The organism is Paraburkholderia azotifigens (assembly GCF_007995085.1).
Taxonomy (GTDB): Bacteria; Pseudomonadota; Gammaproteobacteria; order Burkholderiales; family Burkholderiaceae; genus Paraburkholderia; species Paraburkholderia azotifigens.
The window spans coordinates 137,920-158,665 of sequence record NZ_VOQS01000003.1 but is presented as its reverse complement, the minus strand read 5'-3'; the positions used below and the strand labels follow the sequence as shown (position 1 = coordinate 158,665).

Below are 20,746 nucleotides of genomic sequence, written 5' to 3'. Positions count from 1 at the left end.
GCCTGTTCGTGCATCGATGGGCGAAAGTCGACTGTGAGTTGGTACTCCGAGAAAGCGCATGTTTTCCAACGTTTTGATTGTCTGTTACGCAAATATTTGTCGATCCCCAGCCGCGGAAGTGGTCTTCAAGGCTCTGCACGAACGAAATTCGGCAAGCCGGGTGGTCTACCGTTCGGCCGGAATTCGTGCATTCGATGGACTGGGTATGGACCCCGTCATGCAGTCTGAGCTTGCCGCGCGTGGATGGCCGGCTGGCGAGCATTGTTCGCGGCGTCTTCAGGCGGGAATGGTGAATGATGCAGATCTTGTGCTCGTGGCTGAAAAAAATCAGGTTGGCCAAGTAGAAGCTCTGCAGCCCACCTCTCGCGGAAAGGTATTTGCACTGGGCCAATGGGAAGGAATCGATATCGCCGACCCTTATGGAAAGGCCGAATCGTTATATCGCGAGACATTGACCTTGATCGAGCGATTGGCAGAAAGTTGGATTGACCGTATATGTTGAATCGATCTGTTGGAAGTTTGGCCGTCGTGGTCCTCGTGTCGGGCTGCGCTAGTGCACCTGGCAATTATCTTGATACGTCTCGTCTCGAAACACATTCATCCAGCCAGTCGAGTGACGTATACCCTGTCAAAGCGATCGACGCTGAGCTGATCACAGAGCAAGCCGGAACACGCGCGGAAGCAGATCGCCTGCAAAGCAACAAGGCCGACACGCTGGCAAATGTCGGCAAATATGAATACCGTGTCGCACCACAGGATATCCTCGGAATCACGGTTTGGGACCACCCCGAACTGACCACGCCGAGCCAAAGCACATATTCCGCAGGTGGTAACACCACGCAATCGCTGGCCGGCGCATTGCAGCAGCCCTACACGACACCGCTGCCCGGGCAGTCCGATCCTTATGGTCAGACTGTGGCGGCTGATGGGAGCATCTTTATTCCGTTTGCTGGCCGCCTGTCGGTCGCAGGAAAGACGGTCGTCCAGATCAGAGAACAGGTCACCGCGAGCCTTGTTCGATACGTCCGCAATCCACAGGTCGATGTACGCGTGCTTTCGTTCCGCAGTCAGAAGGTGCAAGTCACCGGGGAAGTGAAGGCGCCTGGACCGCTGGCGATTAGCGACGTTCCATTGACGTTGGTTGATGCGATTACACGTTCGGGAGGCAACACTGCGGAAGCAGATCTTCAGCGGGTCCGTCTCATTCGAAAAAAGCATCTCTATCTGCTAGACGCGAATCGTATGCTTGATAAGGGAGATATGACACAGGATGTCTTACTTCAATCTGGCGATGTGATCAACGTCCCCGATCGCGTTGATAGCCGGGTATTCGTGATGGGCGAGGTGAAGACTCCAACTCCTCTGACAATGTACAAGGGGCGTCTGTCAATTGCCGATGCATTGACGCAAGCAGGCGGCATTCTGGATACCGACGCAAATCCACGACAGATTTATGTCATGCGAGGGATGAAAGAGAAGCCGACGACTCCGGAAGTTTTCCATCTGGACATGACTCAACCTGAGTCAATCATGCTGTCCACGCAATTCCAGCTCCAACCGATGGATGTGGTTTATGTAGGAACTGCATCGTCGACCACCTTCAATCGAGTTCTCCAGCAAGTGTTGCCATCCTTGCAGACGCTTTTTTATTTGAAGCAGCTTGCGCGCTAGAGGCCGTTTGAAAGCTGACGTTGGGATGTCGCAGCGAAGTCGAGCTATTCGAAGCGCAACGGATCGAAGCGCAAGGTCGATGTCCCTATCTCCACTTACCTGGAAAATGCAGTTGTGAATACAGACGTAAAACGCAGCGGGAGTCCGAATTCCCACGTCCGCCCCGATCCTGATGAGGACGTCGTTCTCGGCGATCTGGTTCGTGTCATAGTGGAAGATATCTGGTGGCTGGTTGGCTTTATTTTCGTCGCACTCACACTGGCGGGAATCTATTGCCTGCTTGCTAAGCCCGTCTATCTTGCCGACGCACTCATAAAAATAGAACAGGGCGACGACTCTACTCAGGAGTTGACGCAGCTACGTAGCGTCGCGAGTGCCATGGCTCCGATCCCTAGCGACGCGGAAATCGCGATTATTCAAAGTCGCGATGTCATGGCGCCGGTTGTTAAAAATTTCAAACTCAATTTTCGCGTCGAGCCTAAGACGGTTCCTGTGCTCGGTCGGATCGCGTCTTCACTGGCAACACCTGGTGAGCCCGGGAACGCTTGGTTTGGGTTGTCTTCCTTTGCGTGGGGAGGAGAAATTGTCGATGTGGAACGAGTTGAGGTACCGCCCGCATTAGAAGGGAGACAGCTGACGCTAACCAGTCAGAGTGCAGGGCAGTATGAATTACTTGGCCAAAATGGGGAGTTGCTGGTGAATGGCCGGGTAGGACAGGTTTCTAGCGGTCACGGCGTCACCCTTCTAGTTAATAGGTTGACTGCATTTCCCGGAACGCGGTTTTACGTGACTCGAATCAATGATGTCGACGCGGTTAATGGATTTCGAAAATCTGTACAAGTGCAGGAGCAAGGCAAGCTGACCGGCCTTGTCGATGTGTCGATGGAAAGTGAGGATCCGAAATTTGCTGCGGACGTCGCCAATGATCTGGCGCAGTCATACCTTCGTCACCATGTAGAGAGCAAACAGGCAAATGCTCAAAACATGCTGTCGTTCCTTAAGAGCGAAGAACCTAGATTGAGAGCTGAGTTGGACAAGGCCGAGATCGCGTTGGCTGAATATCAACGGAGGTCCGGATCGATCACTGCAGGGGAAGAGGCCAAGGTCTATCTTGCAGGCAGCGTTGAATATGAACAACAAATCTCTGCGTTGCGTCTGCAGGTTGCGGCCTTGCAGCAACGCTTTGGAGATGATCATCCTTTGCTCAAGGCGACTCGCGAACAGATCGCGCAGTTACAGGCGCAACGTGATCGATATGAGATTCGCTTTCGTAGCCTGCCTGAAACCGAAGTTCAGGCTGTGAAGTTACAGCGTGATGCAAAGGTTGCCGCTGCAATCTATGAACTCGTGCTCACTCGAGAACAGGAATTGTCGGTACAAAAAGCCGGAATCGGAGGCAATGCGCAGATCGTCGATGTTGCGTTGAGGTCCGGGACGCCCGTTAGACCAAAGAAGCCATTGATCTTGTCATCAGCGGCTTTGCTGGGACTGATTCTCGGCGCAGCGTTGATTCTTTCCCGAAGGAAACTGTTCAAGGGGGTTGATGATCCGGAGGAGGTTGAGCGCCTATTCAATCTTCCGATTTGCGGAATCATCCCGCTTAGTGATCATCAAGTGAAATCCAGCATCGCAAGGGTCGGAATCGATCGACGCTTGCCCGTATTGGCAGACGCTAATCCCACTGATGCCTGCGTGGAGAGTCTTCGTAGCCTGCGAACGTCATTGCAATTTACGATGATGGAAGCACGCAATCGAATCGTCATGTTGACGGGCCCTGTCGCCGGTGTTGGAAAAAGCTTTCTGACCGTCAATCTGGCGGTCCTGCTTGCAAACTCGGGGAAGAAGGTGCTGATGATAGATGCCGATATGCGAAGAGGGGCACTTGAGCGATACGTCGGCGGATCGTCCGAGAATGGCTTGTCAGAACTTTTGGAGCAGAAAGTCGAGATTGACGATGTAGTCCGTCAAACAAGTTTTGGCAATCTTAGCTTCATACCGTGCGGTAAGAGGCCGACGAATCCGGCGGAATTGCTTGCATCATTTCGGTTCAAGCATTGTTTGTCGGAGTTCGAAAAGAACTTTGAAATAGTGATTGTTGACACGCCACCAATACTTGCGGTGACGGATGCATCCCTTGTTGGGGAGCACGCTGGGTCATGTTTCCTCGTTTTGAGGTCGGGGTTGCATCGCCGCTTTGAAATAGCAGACGCAATAAAGCGCCTGATGGCTGCCGGCGTATATTTGAAAGGTGGCGTGTTTAACGGGATTTCTTCGAGCGGTCGTCACGGATATGGAGCTATCCACCGCTACCTAAGTACTGAAGCATCGACCAGCTGAGTAAGGGTTTTTAATTCCGAATGAAGGTGACTTCAACCCATCCTGATATTGCGAAAGGGGTACAGGAATGCCTCCGATTATGCGCGTGAGTTACAAGGGCGCAGTTCGAATCCGCAAAGATGTCGACAAGGAGTGGTCGGCGCCTGTGATGCTTTGGTTGATCACGTTGATCCTGATTTTTGCTCGACAGGGGATGGCGCTGGTGCTGGTATTTCCAGTCCTCTCGGTGTTGATCGGCATATGGATGTATTTTAAGCACCCCATGCGATACATTGGATATGTATGGTCACTCTGGCTATTGAGCCCGGAAATCCGCCGGTTGGCGGACTGGCTAACTGGAGTATACGCGCCTGCTAGTCCCATTCAGATCGCGCCTCTTGTCGTGACGATGATAAGTGGCTTGTCGCTAATTAGGTTTCACGGCGTTTTGGCCCAACGACGCGGCTTGCCAATCGTATTAATGACAGGAGGGCTTGTATATGCGTTTATGGTGGGTGTTGTCAGAAGCGGGCCATTGGCAGCAATATATGATTTAGCTAACTGGATTTATCCAATTTTTATTGGATTTCACATACTTGTCTATTCGAATAGATACGTTGAGCATCGGGAACAGGTTATAAGGACATTTACGTGGGGAATGCTGATCACCGGTATTTACGGTGTAGTGCAGTTTTGTATAGCGCCGCCATGGGACGCCTTCTGGATGTTGAACGCCAAGATGAATTCGATCGGCGAGCCGGTACCATTCAGTATACGTGTCTTTAGCACGATGAACTCTCCGGGCCCGTTAGCGTTCGTGTTGATGGGAGCGATGATCTACATTACCGCCTCGAATGAATGGAGCCGTTGGATTGCGGGTACGGCCGGCATCGTGTCGTTCTCCTTGACTCTCGTTCGATCGGCATGGGGCGGATGGGTCGTTGCGTTGGTCGTTATTCTAACCAGAGCGGATTACAAAACGCGAATGCGCATCATCGCCGGTGCGGTTGCACTGAGCATTCTCTCTATACCATTTCTTATGATTGGACCTGTCGCGGAAAAGATGCAGGCAAGAATACAGACATTTTCTAACCTTCAGGACGATCAGAGTTATTCCGCACGTAACGACTTCTATGCCGCGTTTGCGAGCATGGCATTTTTTAATGTGGCGGGTGAAGGCATGGGTGCAACTGGTACTTCGACAAAGCTTTCGAATGACACAGGGCAACTCGGTCAGTACGGAAGTTTCGACAGCGGTGTGATGAATATTCCTTTTGTCTTAGGGTGGCCGGGAACGTTGCTCTACCTATCAGGTTTTGCCTGTCTCATGCTACGAGCTGCATTAAGTTCGTTCCGCTTGCCTGACGACGCCTTTGCATCCGCAAACCTTTCAATTGTCATCGCGGTCGTATCAATGCTCGTGTTTACGAATTCGCTCACTGGAACGAGCGGACTTCTCCTCTATGGAAGCATTTTCTCGATTCTCTCTGGTGCCGACTGGAAAAGGCATGTTGGGGCGGCGGGTCAAACTTCGTGAGGACCGCAAGTGACACTCGCAATCGTCGCAAAAGCGGTGCGGCATATCGACAGACGGGAGCGTGTTAGCTACAAGATCGTTAAATCGGTGCTTGATAACGGCGCGTGGGTTCACGTTCATCGCATCACACGGCGCGTGCTTACTGCTGCAGTATCCGCTGATGCGCTGGGTGTCCGCGAAAATCCCCCGGTTTCTGGTTGACCGATCCGCTGCGCCGCCAGGTGTTCGCACGCGGGAGCGCGTGGTGGCTGCACAAGGATTGCCGTAAGTGTGACCCGCTTCACGTTAATGGCTTCATCATGCGAATCGCCGCCGACACGAACATAGCGCACTTCGTGCGCACCGCCTGGTTCGGGAACAAATACTACTCATTCGATCGGGGCGAGGGCCTGCGATCTCCATATTAGTTCAGGAATACCTGAGCACCTGTTGCGCGCAGTGCGCCTTCAATCAGCCACGGAGAGTACAGAATGAAGATAACGGTACTGGTGCCGACGTATCGCCGGCCGAAAGACCTCGCGCGCTGTCTTGCCGCCTTGCAGAAACAGGAGCGCGTGCCCGACGAAGTCGTGGTGGTCGCGCGGCCCGACGATGACGCGACGCATGCGTGCCTCGCCGATCCCCTCGTGGTCGGCGCGCTGCCGCTGAACATCGCGCCCGTCGAGCTGCCGGGCCAGGTGGCCGCCTTGAACTGCGGCCTCGACGCCGCGACGGGCGACGTGATCGCGATCACCGACGACGACGCCACGCCGCACGGCGACTGGGTGCGCCGCATCGGCGCGGCCTTCGAAGGCGATGCGCGGCTGGGCGCGCTCGGCGGACGCGACTGGGTGCATCAGAAGGGCGGCGTGCTCGACGGCTCGCGCTTCCTGGTCGGCAAGATGACGGCGTCGGGCAAGATCATCGGCAATCACCACCTGGGCGTGGGCGAAGCGCGCGAAGTCGATCTGCTCAAGGGCGCGAACATGAGCTACCGGCGTGACGCGATCCGTTCGATCCGCTTCGACGGCCGCCTGCGCGGCGCGGGCGCGCAGGTGCACAACGACATGGCTTTCAGCATGAGCGTGAAGAACGCGGGCTGGAAGCTCGTCTACGATCCGCGCGTCGCCGTCGATCATTTCCCCGCCGAGCGTTTCGACGACGACCGCCGCGACGCGCAGTCGATGACGGCCGTGCGCAACGCCGCATACAACCTGCATCTGATCCTGCGCGAGCAGTTGCCGCCTGCGCAGCGCGAAGTCGCGTGGTGGTGGTATGCGCTCGTCGGCACGCGCGTCTATCCGGGCGCCTTGCACGCCGTGCTCGCGCTGACGTCGAAAGGCGCGCGCACGAAGCTCGCGCGCTGGCGCGCGGTGCGCACAGGCGCACGCGAGGCACGCCGCGCGTACGCAGCGCATCGCGGCGCGGGGGTGCACGCATGAAAGCGACGTACACGTGCGTTCGCGATGCTCGTGTTCACCAATTCGCTCGTCGGCACGGGCGGCCTGCTGCTGTTCATGGGCGTGTTTTCGATCATTTCCGCGGCGCACTGGCAAAAGCTGAACGGGCGCCGTCCATCATTCTTTCATGGAGGCCACTGATTGAGAGTCGCCATCGTCACGCACGTGGTGCGTCATAACGACGGGCAGGGCCGCGTCAATCACGAGATCGCGCGCGCCGCGCTCGACGAGAACATCGAGGTCACGCTCGTCGCTTCGCACGTTGCGCCCGAACTGCTGCAGCATCCGCTCGTGCGCTGGGTGCCCGTGAAGATCGGCCGCTTCTGGCCGACCAATCTGCTGCGCCAGCAGGTGTTCGCGCTCAAGAGCGCATTGTGGCTGCGCATGCATCGGCGCGAATACGACGTGCTGCACGTCAACGGCTTCATCACGTGGATGCCCGCCGACGTCAACACTGCGCACTTCGTGCACACGGGCTGGTTCAGGAGCAAGTACTACCCGTTCGGTCTCGGCAAGGGCCTGTGGTCCGCGTATCAGTTCATCTATACGCGCGCCAATGCCGTACTCGAAGGCTGGGCGTACCGGCGCTCGCGTGTGATTACGGCCGTGTCGCAGAAGGTCGCCGCGGAGGTCGCCGCGATCGGACTGACGCCGGACAACCGGCTCGACGTGATCTACAACGGCGTCGATACGCAGGGCTTTGCGGCAGCGCAAGGCAACCGCTCGCGCTTCAAGCTGCCCGAGGACAAGTTCCTGCTGCTGTTCGTCGGCGATCTGCGCACGCCGCGCAAGAACCTCGGCACGGTGCTGAAGGCGCTGACGCATCTGCCCGAACGCGTGCATATCGCCGTGGCGGGGTATCTGCCCGGCAGTCCGTATCCCGAAGAAGCGAAGGCCCTCGGCATCGCGGACCGCGTGCATTTTCTGGGGCTCGTGAAAGAGATGCCCGTGCTGATGCATTCCGTCGATGCGTTTGTGTTTCCGTCGCGCTACGAGGCGATGAGCCTGTCGCTGCTCGAAGCGATGGCAGCCGGCCTGCCCGTCGTGACGGCACATACGGCGGGCGGGGCGGAGATCATCACGCCCGAGTGCGGCATCGTGCTCGACGATCCCGACGATCCAAAGGCGCTGGCGCAGGCCGTCGGGCGTCTCGCATCGAACGATGACGAGCGCCTCGCGATGGGCCGCGCGGCCAACGAACTCGCGACGCGCTTCGGCTGGGCGCGCATGGCGCGGCAGTACATCGCGCTGTATCGAAAGATCAACGAGCAGCACGATAGCTTAATGCCGGTTGCAGTAGGTGCGAATCGAGCTGCGTTGGCTGGATCGAACAAGACCGGCTAGGGCCGTTGTAGTGCTGTAGAAATTCACGATCCTCTCGACATATTTCACACATGGAACACAACAAGGCTTGCTCTCGTGCTATCAAATCGCTGCAAATCGGCATGCACTGGTTTCCCGAGCGCGCGGGCGGTCTCGACCGCATGTACTACTCGCTGATCGGCGCGCTGCCCGGCGCGGGCGTCGAAGTGCGGGGCGTGGTCGCGGGCTCGGAGCGTGTCGCGCACGACACGAACGGCGCGATCAACGGCTTCGGTTCGGCGTCGCAATCGCTGCCGATGCGCCTGATGGCCGCGCGCCGCGCACTGCGCCGTGAGATTCGCGAGCAGCGGCCCGACGTGATCTCGTCGCACTTCGCGCTGTACACGTTTCCCGGGCTCGACGTGACGCGCGGCATCCCGCAGATCTCGCATTTTCACGGACCTTGGGCGGAAGAGAGTCATGTCGAGGGCCCCGGTTCGCTGGGTCGACGCATGAAAAGTTACCTGGAGCAGACCGTCTATGCGCGCTCCTCGCGGCTGATCGTGCTGTCCGATGCGTTCGGCCGCATTCTCACGTCGCGCTACGGCATTCCCGCCGACCGCGTGCGCGTCGTGCCCGGCTGCGTGAACGTCGACCAGTTCAATCTGCCCCTCACGCAAAACGAAGCGCGGCTGCGCCTGCAACTGCCGCTTGGCCGGCCGATCGTGCTGGCCGTGCGGCGTCTCGTGCGGCGTATGGGCCTCGAAGATCTGATCGACGCCGTGAAGATCGTCAAGCGCCGTCAGCCGGAGGTGCTGCTGCTGATCGCGGGCAAGGGCCGCTTGCAGGAAGAGTTGCAGCAGCGCATCGACGATGCGGGCCTCGGCGACAACGTGAAGCTGCTGGGCTTCGTGCCCGACGAACATCTCGCATCGCTGTATCGCGCGGCGGATATCAGCGTCGTGCCGACGGTGGCGCTCGAAGGCTTCGGCCTGATTACCGTCGAATCGCTGGCCTCGGGCACGCCCGTGCTGGTGACGCCCGTGGGCGGGCTGCCGGAAGCGGTGGCAGGGCTGTCGCAAGATCTGGTGCTGCCGTCGACGGGTGCCCATGCAATTGCCGATGGTCTCGGTCAGGCACTGGACGGATCGCTGAAGCTGCCGGATTCCGAGGCGTGCAGCGGATATGCGCGAGTTCACTTCGACAACACGGTGATCGCGAAGAAGATCGCCAATGTGTATCAAGAGGTTGTTCGCGTTTCCTGATCCTACTGGTACTTGCAGACCTGTGCTTGTCAATCGATTAGGACTGCATGGCGGGACAAACGATAGTCGTCTACTTAGCATCAGGAAATCATGGAGAACGTATTGATTCGAAGTACTTAGATATTCAAATGAAGAAAGTTCGGTAAGACGGAAAAACCCCCACTTGAAAAGTATGCCGTGCGTTGCAAGATCCCGATGAAATTCGGAACAACGCATGGTCACCGAAATGCCGAACGTACGAGGCGGCAACGCATGACTGACTCAAAAGGACTCCGATGGACAAAGGCATCCTCAGAAACGTAGTGATCAACCTGATCGGACTGGTGTTGCCGACGTTTGTGTCGCTCGTCACGGTGCCGTCGTACATCAAGCTGCTGGGCGTCGAGCGCTACGGCGTAATCAGTCTCGTCTGGACGCTGATCGGCTACTTCAGCATCCTCGATCTCGGCATGAGCATGGCCGCGCAGAACCACATCTCGAAGGCGCGCGCGTCGAACGACGCCGATGCCTGCGAGCAGGTGTTCTGGAGCGCGACGTGGCTCAATCTGGCGACGGGCATCGTCGGCGGGCTCGTCATTTACTTCGGGGCGGCGCTGTATACGGCGTACTTCTCGAAGGTGTCGCCCGAGCTGCAGCACGAGGTTTATATGGCGCTGCCGTGGCTCGCGGTGGCGATACCGCTTGCCAACGTGTCGTGGGTGTTCGCGGGCGCAATCAACGGCGCGGAACGCTTCGGCATCTACAACACGAACCAGACGCTCGGCACCTTCCTGTTCCAGCTCTTGCCGCTCGCCGCCGCATGGATGATGGGGCCGACGTTGCAGAACGTGCTCGCGGCCGCCGTCCTCGCACGTCTGCTTGCGGCGATCCTGCTGGGACGCTCCGCAATCAGCGTGCTCGGCATCCGCCGGTTGCGGGCGCCGCAATTCGCGGTGGCGAAGGGCCTGTTCAATTTCGGCGGCTGGATGCTGATTGCGAGCATCACGGGCATGGTCGCCGAATCGCTCGACCGCGTGATGCTCGGCACGAGTCTCGGCGCGCGTTTCGTCACGTATTACACGGTGCCGCAGAACCTCGTCACGCGTCTGAACATCGTGCCCACCGCGATGCTGCGCACGCTGTTTCCGCGGCTGTCCGCCGTGGGCCGCGACGATGCCGACGTCATCATGCGCCAGTCGCTCGAGTTCCTGAACGGCGTGTTCACGCCCGTCGCGCTCGTCGCGATCATCGTGCTCGAACCGTTCCTGCATGCGTGGGTCGGCAGCGAAGTCGCCGACGCGGCAGGGCCCGTCGGACGCATCCTGATCATCTCCGTGTGGCTCGTCGGTCAGGCGAACCTCGCACGCATCCTCATTCAGTCGCAGGTGCATCCCGCATCGGCCGCGCGTCTCGGCCTGTTCGAACTGCCGTTCTTCGCGGCCGCGCTGTGGTACGGCATCGCGCATTTCGGTCTGACGGGCGCGGCCGTCGTCGTCGCCGCGCGCGGACTGTTCGACTACGTCGTGCTGTTGCGCCTCTCTGCGATTCACGCGCGCCCGATCGTGCTCGACATGTGCGCACACCTCGCTTTCCTGGCGGGCACGTTGTGGCTCGCCACCTTGCTGTCCAGCCTGCCGATGGCCATTGCCGCGGGCGTGCTCGTCGTGAGCGCGAACGTCGCGTGGTCGCTCACGATGACCCCTGCATTGCGCGATCTTGCGCGTTCGCTGCTTGCGCGTCTGAAGTTGCGACTCAATCCGAGGAATAGCGCATGAACCACGATCTCGTTGAAGAAGACCTGCTGCGTCCCACGCCCGTGACGCGCGATGCAGGCCACGATCTCATCCCCGCCACGCCCGGTGCCAGGCCGCCCGCGACGCCCGCACAACGGCGCGGCGCACGCAGCGTCGGCCCCGTGCGCGTCGCGATCATTCACGACTGGCTCGTCACCTACGCGGGCGCCGAGCGCGTGCTCGAACAGATCGTCGCGTGCTTTCCGGACGCCGATCTGTTCAGCCTCGTCGACTTTCTCGACGACCGCACGTTCCTGCGCGGCAAGTCCGTAACGACGTCGTTCATCCAGAAGCTGCCGATGGCGCGCACGAAGTACCGCGCGTATCTGCCGCTGATGCCGCTCGCGATCGAGCAGCTCGACGTGTCCGCGTACGACGTCGTGATCTCCAGCAGCCATGCCGTGGCGAAGGGCGTGCTGACGGGACCGGACCAGGTGCATATCAGCTACGTGCATTCGCCCATTCGCTACGCGTGGGACTTGCAGCATCAATACCTTCAACAGTCGAAGCTGACGAGCGGACCGAAGTCGGCGTTCGCACGGCTCATCCTGCACTACATGCGCAACTGGGATATCCGCACGTCCAATTCCGTCGACGCATTCGTCGCCAACTCGGCGTTCATTTCGCGCCGCATCCGCAAGGTCTATCAGCGCGAGTCCGAGGTGATCTTTCCGCCCGTGGACGTGGATGCGTTCTCGCTCTGCGAAACCAGGGAAGACTTCTATCTGACGGCATCGCGCATGGTGCCGTACAAGAAGATCGATCTGATCGTCGAGGCGTTCGCACAGATGCCCGAACGCAAGCTCGTCGTGATCGGCGACGGCCCCGACATGCAGAAGGTGCGCGAGAAGGCGACCCCCAACGTGCAGATCATGGGCTATCAGCCTTTCGATGTGCTGCGCGATCACATGCGCCGCGCGAAGGCGTTCGTGTTCGCGGCGGAAGAGGACTTCGGCATTTCCGTGGTGGAGGCGCAGGCCTGCGGCACGCCCGTCATCGCGTACGGCAAGGGCGGGGCGCTCGAGACCGTGCGCGACCAGTATGAACCGCATCCCACGGGCATCTTCTTCAACGAGCAGACAACCGGGTCGATCATCGACGCGGTCGAGCATTTCGCCAGCGATCCCACGCGCTTTCGGCCCGCAGATTGCCGCGCGAATGCGGAGCGCTTTTCGATTCGCCATTTCCGCGAGCGCTTCTTCGGCTTCGTGCGCGAGTCGGTGCCGGCGTTGCGCGGCGCGACGCTGCCGTCCGACGATCCGCCCGTGATCGGCAAAGAACAGCAGCAGGCATCGAGCGCATTGCGCGTGCTCGCGATCGATCAGAGCGGCGTGATGGGCGGCGCCGAACTGTCGCTGCTGGAGATCGTGAAGGCGCTCAAGGCGCGCGTGCAGGTCGTGCTGTTCGACGACGGTCCGTTCCGCGTGGCGCTGCGTCGCGAAGGCGTGGCCGTCGACGTGCTCGATCCCGGCGCGATACGCGAAGTCCGCAAGCAGGGTGGCACGCCGCCGCTGGCGAAAGCGGTGAAGGGCGTTGCGTCGCTGGTGCGGGCGACCGTCGCACGCGCCCGGCAGAGCGACGTGATCTACGCGAACACGCAGCGCGCGATGGTGATCGGCGCGCTCGCGGGACGCTTTGCGCGACGCCCGGTGGTCTGGCATCTGCGCGATATCGTGAGCCCCGAGCATTTCGGCAGCAAGCAGCTCGCGATCATCAAGTGGTGCGCGAAGTTCGGCCTCGCGCACGTGATCGCCAATTCGGCCGCTTCGGCGCGCGCGTTTGCCGAGCTGACGCAGTTCGGCGACCAGCGCATCGACGTCGTGTTCAACGGCATTTCCAGCGCGCCGTTCAATGCGCTGCGCGATGTGCCGCAAAGCGTGCTGCGCGCGCGGCTGAATCTGCCGCAGGATGCCTTCCTCGTCGGCTCGTTCAGCCGGCTCGCGCAATGGAAGGGGCAGCATGTGCTGCTCGAGGCGATGGTGCTCAATCCGCACATGCATGCCGTGCTGGTGGGCGCGCCGCTGTTCGGCGAAGACGCGTACGAGGCGAAGCTGCACGCGTTCGTCGCGGCGCACGGACTCGAAGAGCGCGTGCATTTCCTGGGCTTCCAGGACGACGTCGCCGCGTGCATGTGCGCCGTCGACGTGGTCGCGCATACGTCGATCACGCCCGAGCCGTTCGGCCGCGTGATCGTCGAAGGGATGCTCGCGCAGCGGCCCGTGGTGGCCTCGCGCGCAGGCGGCGTGACGGAGATCATCGACGACGGCGTGAACGGCGTGATGTGTACGCCGGGCGATGCGCATGCGCTCGCCGATACGCTTGCGGAGCTGCGCTCGGATCAGGCCTTGCGCGACCGGCTCGTCGCGCGCGGCTATCAGACGGCCGTGCGCAAGTTCGGCACGCAGGCGTATGTCGAAGGTGTCGAGCGGATTCTGGCGAATGTGGCGGGCGCTGGCCATTTAACAAGAGTCTTAGTCTAGATTGACCTGAGTCCGGCTACTTCAACTATCAAGAAGTAACAAACAATGAGTATCAAAATGAAAGAAACCGTCGAACTTCTAGAAGCTGATGACGAATCGCGGGAGAGTGAGAGTGTGGGTATGCCACTAATGGTTCATTCGGTGGTTCTCGCGGGCGGATCCGGGACACGTCTTTGGCCAGTGTCCCGGCAGCGGCGTCCGAAGCAACTGATTCCACTAGTCGGCGAAGATTCTTTACTACAGTCGACCGTGAAACGTGTGGATAACCTCTCATCAGGTATCCAGGTTAATCAAGTTTTGACTGTCGTATGCAATGAGGAACATCGCTTTGAAACTGCAGAGCAGTTGCGCGTCTGCGGAAAGCCGCACAGGATAATTCTGGAACCGTCCTCCAGAAATACTGCGCCGGCTTTGACAGTTGCGGCTCTGTCGATTGTTGCACGACACGGCGATGGCATTATGGTCGTGATGCCGGCAGACCACTCGTTCGACGACATTCGCTCATTTCAGTCAGCTGTCGAGGCAGGCGTTGCATATGCGGAGAAGGGGAACGTAGTGACGCTGGGAGTCGTGCCCGATAGGCCCGAAACAGGCTATGGCTATATTCGTCTTGGCTTGACAATCGGCAGCCTTAACAATGGCGGGATCCGACAGTTAGACGGATTCGTAGAAAAGCCGTCATTCGAAGTTGCGCAGGAATACCTGGATTCAGGAAATTACTGTTGGAATAGTGGCATCTTCATCATGTGTGCATCTGTTTGGTTGAGAGCGATCCATCACTACCATCCGGAAATATCGTCGGCATGTGATTCGGCGTACAAAAACGGAAGCTCCGACCGAGATTTCTTCCGATTGGAACGTGAGGCATTTGAATCGTCGCCGTCGGACTCGATAGATTATGCCGTAATGGAAAAGCTTGGATGTCGCGATTCGATATGTGCAGGCGTCGTTGTTCCAATCGATGCGGGATGGTCCGATCTCGGAACCTGGGACGCAATCTGGAAAATTATGAACAAGGATCCGCAGGGTAACGCAAGCGGAGGCAATGGCATGGTCATATTTGAAGGCGCGTCGTCAACACTTGTGCACTCCGGCGATCGCCTTGTGGCATGTGTGGGTACCAGTGATATTGTCGTAGTCGAGACACCGGATGCAATCCTTGTTGCGAATAGGTCCGCCGTGCAAGATGTGAAAAAACTCGTCGAGCGGATATGCGATAGCCACGTTGAATTGACGGTCAACCACCGGAAAGTTCATCGGCCTTGGGGATATTACGACTCGATCGACAAGGGTGAGCGCTTTCAGGTGAAGCGCATCGTCGTGAATCCGGGCGAAGCGTTGTCACTGCAAATGCACCATCATCGCGCGGAGCATTGGATCGTGGTACGTGGCACGGCATATGTCACCCGTGGAGAAGAACGTTTCACGGTTTCGGAGAATCAGTCAACCTATATTCCGCTGGGTGTGGTTCATCGCCTTGAAAATCCGGGTCGGATTCCACTTGAGATGATCGAGGTTCAATCAGGTTCCTATCTTGGTGAAGATGACATAGTGAGGCTCGAGGATTCATATGGGAGACGGTGAGTGCCAAGCGGCATAAAAATCTACTGAGCCGTCGATCACCAATCCGCAACATCGCACCAAAACAGCAGGCTTGATTTCACTGGATAATTAGTAATGCGTATTGTGCATCTCGCGAATCACATCAGAAATACCGGCAATGGAATTGTCAACATGATGGTTGACTTGGCTTGTACTCAAGCCAAAGCCGGGAATGACGTCGTTGTTGCAACGTCGGGCGGGGAATTCGACGAATTGTTAAACAGTCATGGGGTGAAGACGTTTCAGTTGACACAGTCATCTAGCGTTTGGCGGATTTTTTCCATGATACGTGCGTTTCGAAAATTGACGCATGAGTGCCAGCCCGATGTTGTGCATGCACATATGGTTACGGGGGTTCTGATCGGCCGGTTTGCTTCGATGAAGCGTAACTATGTATTGTTAGCGACCGTGCACAATGTTTTTCAAAGAAGCGCATCTTTAATGAGGTTAGGTGATCGTGTAGTTTGTGTCACAAAAGACGTTGCGAAGTCCATGGGGAATCGAGGGATATCAAAATCTAAGATCGAGGTCGTGAGAAATGGAACGATCGGTTCACCCCGACGCTCGCCGGTGGAATTGCTGCCCGCGGAGACGCTGAAGCGCCCATGCATCGTAACCGTTGCCGGAATGTATGAGCGTAAAGGTATCCGTGATCTTATCTTGGCATTTTCGATAGTTAATGGTCGCTTCCCGGAAAGCAGACTATATTTGATTGGCGATGGACCAGATAGACCCGCTATGGAAGCACTCGTACGAGATTTGAAGCTGGAAAAACGTGTTCGCTTCACTGGATTTGTCGCTGATCCGCATGCTTATCTTCAAAGCTCGGATGTGTTTGTACTAGCCTCTCACAACGAGTCAGGTGCGTTGGCTTTGGTAGAGGCGCGGGAGGCCGGTTGCGCGATCATTGCTACGGATGTGGACGGAAACCCGGAAATGCTCGATTTTGGGCGTGCGGGCGTATTGATCCCAGTAAGACGCCCGGAAACGCTTGCGGATGCAATATGTAGGATGTTGGATGACCATGATCTGCGGGAATCGTATCGTCAACGGAGTCGCATCGGGTTAAGCGAATTTTCCGTCGAATACGTTTGCGAACAATATCTCACAGTTTATCGGCGTGCGATCAGGTGCCTTGGCGAGCACAGCAGCATGCGTAACTGACTATTAGTTTGAAGTGCCGCCTGCTCACTAATCTCGTGAATTCCGGCACTTGGCGCGCGTGTTTTCTACCGGCAAGCAGTTCTGTTCGTTGGCCGGCGTTACGCGAAGCGCCAGCAGATGTCTATGATCTTGGAAACGGCGATCCAATGTAGTAAGCGGGAACTGGCCCGGTGTGTCAGCAAGGCGTAGCTACGGATCTGACGCTGCATATGCAACAAAGGAAGGGAAGGGTGCTCCAGAGAATGAATGGCGAAGTAGAAAGAACGCCCAACATTGATGAACTCTCTCTTTGATTCTTTGGGTTCCTGCTGTGACGCTGTCGATAGCGTGCACTGGCACATCCGTTACCGTTGCCGTGATCGACTGAAGTCCGGCACCTCCATACTAGCTTCACGCTTTCGTGCCGAGTAGTCGCCTTCGCACAACATCGGCTGGCTGGCAACCAGCAGTTCTTTCAGATGCACGGACTGGGCTGGCTCGAGGTTGTTAGGGTCGCACAGCAGCAGCCAGCGGCTGCATTTGACAACTTCGCGGACGGGCCGGTCGTGTCGCGGCTGTTTGGCCTGATCGACCTGCATCTGGTCACTAATTTTCTAGTCGGCTCCAGGCAAGTTCATGCTGCTATGTCGCCGATCGTGTGGCACGGCATACTGCAATAAAATGCGACGGAACGCGGTGTCGTACGAGCGATTCAGGACTGCGACCAGAACAATCAGTCCGGACAAGAACGGGATGCTCATGAAGATCATCACTGATCGAGAAACGTGGAAGTCGCGGCTAAGGACTATTTCGAGGAGAGCGCCTATTGGTTCATGCAGTACATATACCCCATACGAAACGGCCCCTGTGAAAATCCAAACCTTGCGAACTGCCACCGCCGGCTCGACGTGCACCGCAAACCATGTGATTAGGGGAATTATTGCAGTCACGGAAGCCAAAATATAGAGATGTTCGAATCGTTCCGGTACGTTAATAGATATCGTCAGGAGCGCGAGCGCAACAATGAGTAGCGAGCCAGCGTTGCTTCTGAAGCGTGTCGTTGGCGCGAGTCTGTGGATCAAAACGCCAATTGAAAACGAAAAAATCACACGCACCATACCAACGTACGCGCCTTTCCAAGCGTAACCGTTACTGAAGTTTCCGAGCATCACGATCGCCAGAACCGCGCACCACGTCATGACAATAACGACGCCCAGAATGCGATTCGTCAATCGAGGAAGAAAACAGGCATAAGCGGCGTTGGCAAGGAGTTCGGCGAATAGGGACCAACAAGGTCCGTTCGTTGGATATAGATGATGCGCAAAAGGTGCGGGCAGCAGCAGCAACGCCACAAGCGTTTCCCCACCAATCTTCAGTATAGGATGATTGGTGGGTTGCATGCCGTATCGCCAAAGCGTGTATGCGGCAATTGCACCAGCGACCAGCCCGAGCAGGTAGAGAGGATACAGCCGTATGGCACGTAGCCGCATAAATTCGATGGCACTAAGCTCGCCCGCCAGTATTCGTTTCTCGTATGTGCGCGCAAGAACGAAGCCACTGATAGCAAAAAACAGGTCGACGGCGAGATATGCATGGGTAAATTCGTGCCACGAGAACAACATCCGTACGTGAAGTGCCACTACGCAGAGCGCGGCTACACCCCTCATGCCGTCAAGGGTTGCGTACCTATCATCGTTAAATTTCAATTGATCATCTCCAATCCGATAAAGATTGAGAATATAAATAGGATAACTACCTATGTAGCTTGATGGTCGTTCGAGGAAACGTCGCAGAACGCTTTAAAGCGGGACTATTGTGACTACGACTGCAACGGGCGACGGGATCGCCCTGATGATCACGAGTCTCGGGGTGAGTAATGCGGCGACAATCTGACCAGGGAGCCGGGATCCTTACAACTCGGAGGTTTTTCGGCCGAATACTAGCGTCCTTGCGAGCAACGTCCCACCGCGGATTGAAGGCCTTTCAACGAGTTGATACATCAGATAGCTGATTGGTACGGTCAGAACGGCGGCGAGCAGGATCACCTTCGGCCCGTGCACACTCAGACCGTGCACGCAGGTAAACAGGATCACGAGATGAATCAGGTACAGACTGTAAGAAATCCTGCCAAGGAAAAGCAGCGTGCGCGCCTTCAGTGCGTTCGAGAACCGGCAGTTCGATATCGCGCAGATGAGGATCCCTGCAGAGGCAAGCATGATCAACCAATCGGCTGATACGTCACCCAGTCTGCCGAGACTATATATCGCAAGGGGACGTGCGAACCAGTACACAAAGATTGAAACGAGAAGAAGCAGCCACGAGAAACTGGTAGAGCGGATAGCTGTAGCAATTCGCTGACGTTGCATCGCAACTACACCGCCTAATGCGAACATCAAAACATAATATGCGGTAGGTGCCCACTCGGCGAGCAGACTTGGTCCAATCATATTCGTGCCGCAATGCATTTCATATGCGGCAGTGAACAACGAGGCCGCGGTAACGAGGGACAGGAATAGGAACCCCGGAAGTTGATGCAGCAAGAAAATGACAATCGGGAAGATTAAGGAGATCCGCATTTCATAAACAAGCGACCAGATCACAGGGTCGAGTTGGACTACGTCGAAAGGAAAAAGTAAAAGAGTATGACCCAAGATAGGGAAGGTCTGAACAACCCGTTTTCTGCCTGGGATCTCTAACTGGCACGCGCGGAGTGGAATTCGCGTCCTCATTCACGCTGTGTTGAACCGATGCCGGTCGCATCTTGCGCATGGACGCTGCGCCTTTGGGGGGCGTCTTCACCCTTCATTTCGCTTTACCGAGCACCCCGCGAGCCAGCCAGAGATTGATCAGCGCGAACTGCGTTTCGATCTGCGCCGTGTTTTTCGCCAGTCCCCGATACCGCGCCTTCAGATAGCCGAACTGACATTTGAGCACCCGAAACGGGTGCTCAACCTTCGCCCGCACGCCCGCCTTGAGCCGCTCGACTTTCTCGTAGATTCTGTCCAGCCGCTTGCTTTTGTCCAGCTTTCTTCGCTTGCTCGGCCTCATCGCCACGTGCCACTGGACGGCACCCGTTTCGCCTCGCTTCTCGATGCCCACGTAGCCCGCATCGGCAAACGCAACCTGCTCGTCGCCGTGCAACAGTTCATGCGCCACCGTGATGTCGTGAACATTTGCCGGCGTGCACTTGACGGTATGCACGAGCCCCGACTCCACATCGACTCCGATGTGCGCCTTCATACCGAAGTACCAGCTGCCGCCCTTTTGCGTCTGGCTCATCTCGGGGTCTCGCGTGCCAGCCTTCTTCGTCGAACTGGGTGCCGAAATCAGCGTTGCGTCGACCGCCGAGCCCACCTTGAGCATCAGGCCCTTCGCCTGCAGGATCTCGTTGACCGTCGCCAGCATTCTGGCCGACAGCTCATGGGCCTCAAGCAGGTGCCGGAATCGCAGGATCGTGCTCTCGTCAGGCAGCCGCGTCATACCCGTGCCCAGCAGCGCGAACTCCCGGTACAGCGGGATGTCGTGCAGCGCCTCCTCCATCGCCGGGTCCGAGAGGCTGAACCATTGCTGCATGAAGTGAATGCGCAACATCGTTGCGACTGGGAACGGTGGGCGGCCGGTCTTGCCTTTCGGATAGTGCGGTTCGATGAGCGCAATCAGCTTCTGCCACGGCACCACGCGCGTCATCTCATCGAGAAACTCGCGCTTGCGAGTGCGCTTCGTCGACAGATCCAGACCAAGACCAAGTTGTGTCATCACGCCACTCCATGAATTCTCCTGATCCCAGGATAGTCCAAGCCCACGTCAATGCCAGGACTTTTGCAGAGATTCCATAGCTTTGTTCGTTAGAGTTCCGTTCCAAGAGGTGTTGAACCAATCACCCGCCCACGGCACTGGCTCGGCGTTGAACTCGCGGTAGCAAACGGAGGCGAGACACACGGTGACTATGTAGGGGAGGTAAATCCGAAACACGCGTCGAACTAGGTATTGAAGCAACGTCGGTGAATTTACGGAGGTCAGCTGAAGGGTGAGTGCAAACCCACTCAAAACAAAAAAAGTATTACGGCCTCGTGTCCACCTGCCAACAGACGCACCGGCGTGTGTCGTAACCAACTTAGGGGTTGAAGATTCATGAAATGTGATGCTACGACCGTTAGTGCGGCTATGCCGCGCAAGGCGTCGAGTTGCTCAAGACGATCCGTATTACTCATAGTTACAT

Annotated in this window: 18 protein-coding genes; 13 read left to right on the top strand and 5 right to left on the bottom strand. The window is 57.4% G+C overall.

What is annotated here, in order from left to right; genetic code table 11:
- The first annotated feature begins 58 nt into the window (after positions 1–58).
- The 13 genes from FRZ40_RS17865 (at position 59) to FRZ40_RS17810 (ending at position 16,548) form a co-directional block, all read left to right on the top strand.
- Positions 59–502, top strand: coding sequence for a low molecular weight protein-tyrosine-phosphatase (locus FRZ40_RS17865; protein WP_028371386.1), 444 nt, complete (start codon positions 59–61; stop codon positions 500–502).
- On the top strand, positions 496–1,671 hold the full coding sequence (locus tag FRZ40_RS17860; protein ID WP_147235022.1) for a polysaccharide biosynthesis/export family protein: 1,176 nt from the start codon (positions 496–498) through the stop codon (positions 1,669–1,671). Before FRZ40_RS17865 ends, FRZ40_RS17860 begins: the two co-directional genes overlap by 7 nt.
- 114 nt (positions 1,672–1,785) lie before the next feature.
- A complete protein-coding gene (locus FRZ40_RS17855) occupies positions 1,786–4,008 on the top strand; it encodes a polysaccharide biosynthesis tyrosine autokinase (RefSeq protein ID WP_147235021.1) in 2,223 nt (740 codons plus the stop codon).
- 67 nt (positions 4,009–4,075) lie between these two features.
- On the top strand, positions 4,076–5,524 hold the full coding sequence (locus FRZ40_RS17850) for a glucose-6-phosphate isomerase (RefSeq protein ID WP_147235020.1): 1,449 nt from the start codon (positions 4,076–4,078) through the stop codon (positions 5,522–5,524).
- Positions 5,525–5,533: 9 nt separating this feature from the next.
- Positions 5,534–5,725, top strand: coding sequence for a hypothetical protein (locus tag FRZ40_RS17845; RefSeq protein WP_147235019.1), 192 nt, complete (start codon positions 5,534–5,536; stop codon positions 5,723–5,725).
- Positions 5,726–5,994: 269 nt separating this feature from the next.
- Positions 5,995–6,945 (top strand): glycosyltransferase family 2 protein, encoded by a 951-nt coding sequence (locus FRZ40_RS17840; RefSeq protein WP_147235018.1) that lies wholly within the window; start codon positions 5,995–5,997, stop codon positions 6,943–6,945.
- 24 nt (positions 6,946–6,969) lie between these two features.
- Complete coding sequence (locus FRZ40_RS45760) at positions 6,970–7,104, top strand: hypothetical protein (RefSeq protein ID WP_275671027.1); 135 nt, start codon at positions 6,970–6,972, stop codon at positions 7,102–7,104.
- On the top strand, positions 7,105–8,307 hold the full coding sequence (locus FRZ40_RS17835) for a glycosyltransferase family 4 protein (protein WP_240057220.1): 1,203 nt from the start codon (positions 7,105–7,107) through the stop codon (positions 8,305–8,307).
- Positions 8,308–8,357: 50 nt separating this feature from the next.
- Positions 8,358–9,530, top strand: a complete 1,173-nt coding sequence (locus FRZ40_RS17830; protein ID WP_147235017.1) for a glycosyltransferase family 4 protein — start codon at positions 8,358–8,360, stop codon at positions 9,528–9,530.
- Between the two features lie 275 nt (positions 9,531–9,805).
- Positions 9,806–11,284, top strand: coding sequence for an oligosaccharide flippase family protein (locus FRZ40_RS17825; RefSeq protein ID WP_147233342.1), 1,479 nt, complete (start codon positions 9,806–9,808; stop codon positions 11,282–11,284).
- Positions 11,281–13,782: a glycosyltransferase family 4 protein gene (locus FRZ40_RS17820; RefSeq protein WP_147235016.1), complete on the top strand. Its 2,502-nt coding sequence runs from the start codon at positions 11,281–11,283 to the stop codon at positions 13,780–13,782. The genes FRZ40_RS17825 and FRZ40_RS17820 overlap by 4 nt, the downstream gene beginning before the upstream one ends.
- Before the next feature lie 57 nt (positions 13,783–13,839).
- On the top strand, positions 13,840–15,366 hold the full coding sequence (locus FRZ40_RS17815) for a mannose-1-phosphate guanylyltransferase/mannose-6-phosphate isomerase (RefSeq protein ID WP_147235015.1): 1,527 nt from the start codon (positions 13,840–13,842) through the stop codon (positions 15,364–15,366).
- A gap of 93 nt (positions 15,367–15,459) precedes the next feature.
- The gene (locus FRZ40_RS17810) at positions 15,460–16,548 is read left to right on the top strand and encodes a glycosyltransferase family 4 protein (RefSeq protein WP_147235014.1); all 1,089 of its coding nucleotides are present in this window, start codon (positions 15,460–15,462) and stop codon (positions 16,546–16,548) included.
- Between the two features lie 344 nt (positions 16,549–16,892).
- On the opposite strand, the gene FRZ40_RS17805 is transcribed toward FRZ40_RS17810, so the two are convergent.
- From FRZ40_RS17805 to FRZ40_RS46155, 5 genes are all read right to left on the bottom strand, one after another.
- On the bottom strand, positions 16,893–17,126 hold the full coding sequence (locus tag FRZ40_RS17805) for a hypothetical protein (RefSeq protein WP_147235013.1): 234 nt from the start codon (positions 17,124–17,126) through the stop codon (positions 16,893–16,895).
- 15 nt (positions 17,127–17,141) lie between these two features.
- On the bottom strand, positions 17,142–18,233 hold the full coding sequence (locus tag FRZ40_RS17800; protein WP_147235012.1) for an acyltransferase family protein: 1,092 nt from the start codon (positions 18,231–18,233) through the stop codon (positions 17,142–17,144).
- 204 nt (positions 18,234–18,437) lie between these two features.
- Positions 18,438–19,256: an acyltransferase family protein gene (locus tag FRZ40_RS17795; protein ID WP_147235011.1), complete on the bottom strand. Its 819-nt coding sequence runs from the start codon at positions 19,254–19,256 to the stop codon at positions 18,438–18,440.
- A gap of 73 nt (positions 19,257–19,329) precedes the next feature.
- A complete protein-coding gene (locus tag FRZ40_RS17790; RefSeq protein WP_147232985.1) occupies positions 19,330–20,283 on the bottom strand; it encodes an IS5 family transposase in 954 nt (317 codons plus the stop codon).
- A gap of 48 nt (positions 20,284–20,331) precedes the next feature.
- Positions 20,332–20,574, bottom strand: a complete 243-nt coding sequence (locus FRZ40_RS46155; protein WP_420873890.1) for a hypothetical protein — start codon at positions 20,572–20,574, stop codon at positions 20,332–20,334.
- Positions 20,575–20,746: the final 172 nt, after the last annotated feature.

Coding starts and splice junctions, on each gene's coding strand:
- FRZ40_RS17860 (WP_147235022.1), top strand. CDS start 496: ATGTTGAATCGATCTGTTGGAAGTTTGGCCGTCGTGGTCCTCGTGTCG.
- FRZ40_RS17815 (WP_147235015.1), top strand. CDS start 13,840: ATGAAAGAAACCGTCGAACTTCTAGAAGCTGATGACGAATCGCGGGAG.
- FRZ40_RS45760 (WP_275671027.1), top strand. CDS start 6,970: ATGCTCGTGTTCACCAATTCGCTCGTCGGCACGGGCGGCCTGCTGCTG.
- FRZ40_RS17805 (WP_147235013.1), bottom strand. CDS start 17,126: ATGCAGGTCGATCAGGCCAAACAGCCGCGACACGACCGGCCCGTCCGC.
- FRZ40_RS17820 (WP_147235016.1), top strand. CDS start 11,281: ATGAACCACGATCTCGTTGAAGAAGACCTGCTGCGTCCCACGCCCGTG.
- FRZ40_RS17795 (WP_147235011.1), bottom strand. CDS start 19,256: ATGAGGACGCGAATTCCACTCCGCGCGTGCCAGTTAGAGATCCCAGGC.
- FRZ40_RS17865 (WP_028371386.1), top strand. CDS start 59: ATGTTTTCCAACGTTTTGATTGTCTGTTACGCAAATATTTGTCGATCC.
- FRZ40_RS17830 (WP_147235017.1), top strand. CDS start 8,358: ATGGAACACAACAAGGCTTGCTCTCGTGCTATCAAATCGCTGCAAATC.
- FRZ40_RS17850 (WP_147235020.1), top strand. CDS start 4,076: ATGCCTCCGATTATGCGCGTGAGTTACAAGGGCGCAGTTCGAATCCGC.
- FRZ40_RS17810 (WP_147235014.1), top strand. CDS start 15,460: ATGCGTATTGTGCATCTCGCGAATCACATCAGAAATACCGGCAATGGA.
- FRZ40_RS17790 (WP_147232985.1), bottom strand. CDS start 20,283: ATGACACAACTTGGTCTTGGTCTGGATCTGTCGACGAAGCGCACTCGC.
- FRZ40_RS17840 (WP_147235018.1), top strand. CDS start 5,995: ATGAAGATAACGGTACTGGTGCCGACGTATCGCCGGCCGAAAGACCTC.
- FRZ40_RS17825 (WP_147233342.1), top strand. CDS start 9,806: ATGGACAAAGGCATCCTCAGAAACGTAGTGATCAACCTGATCGGACTG.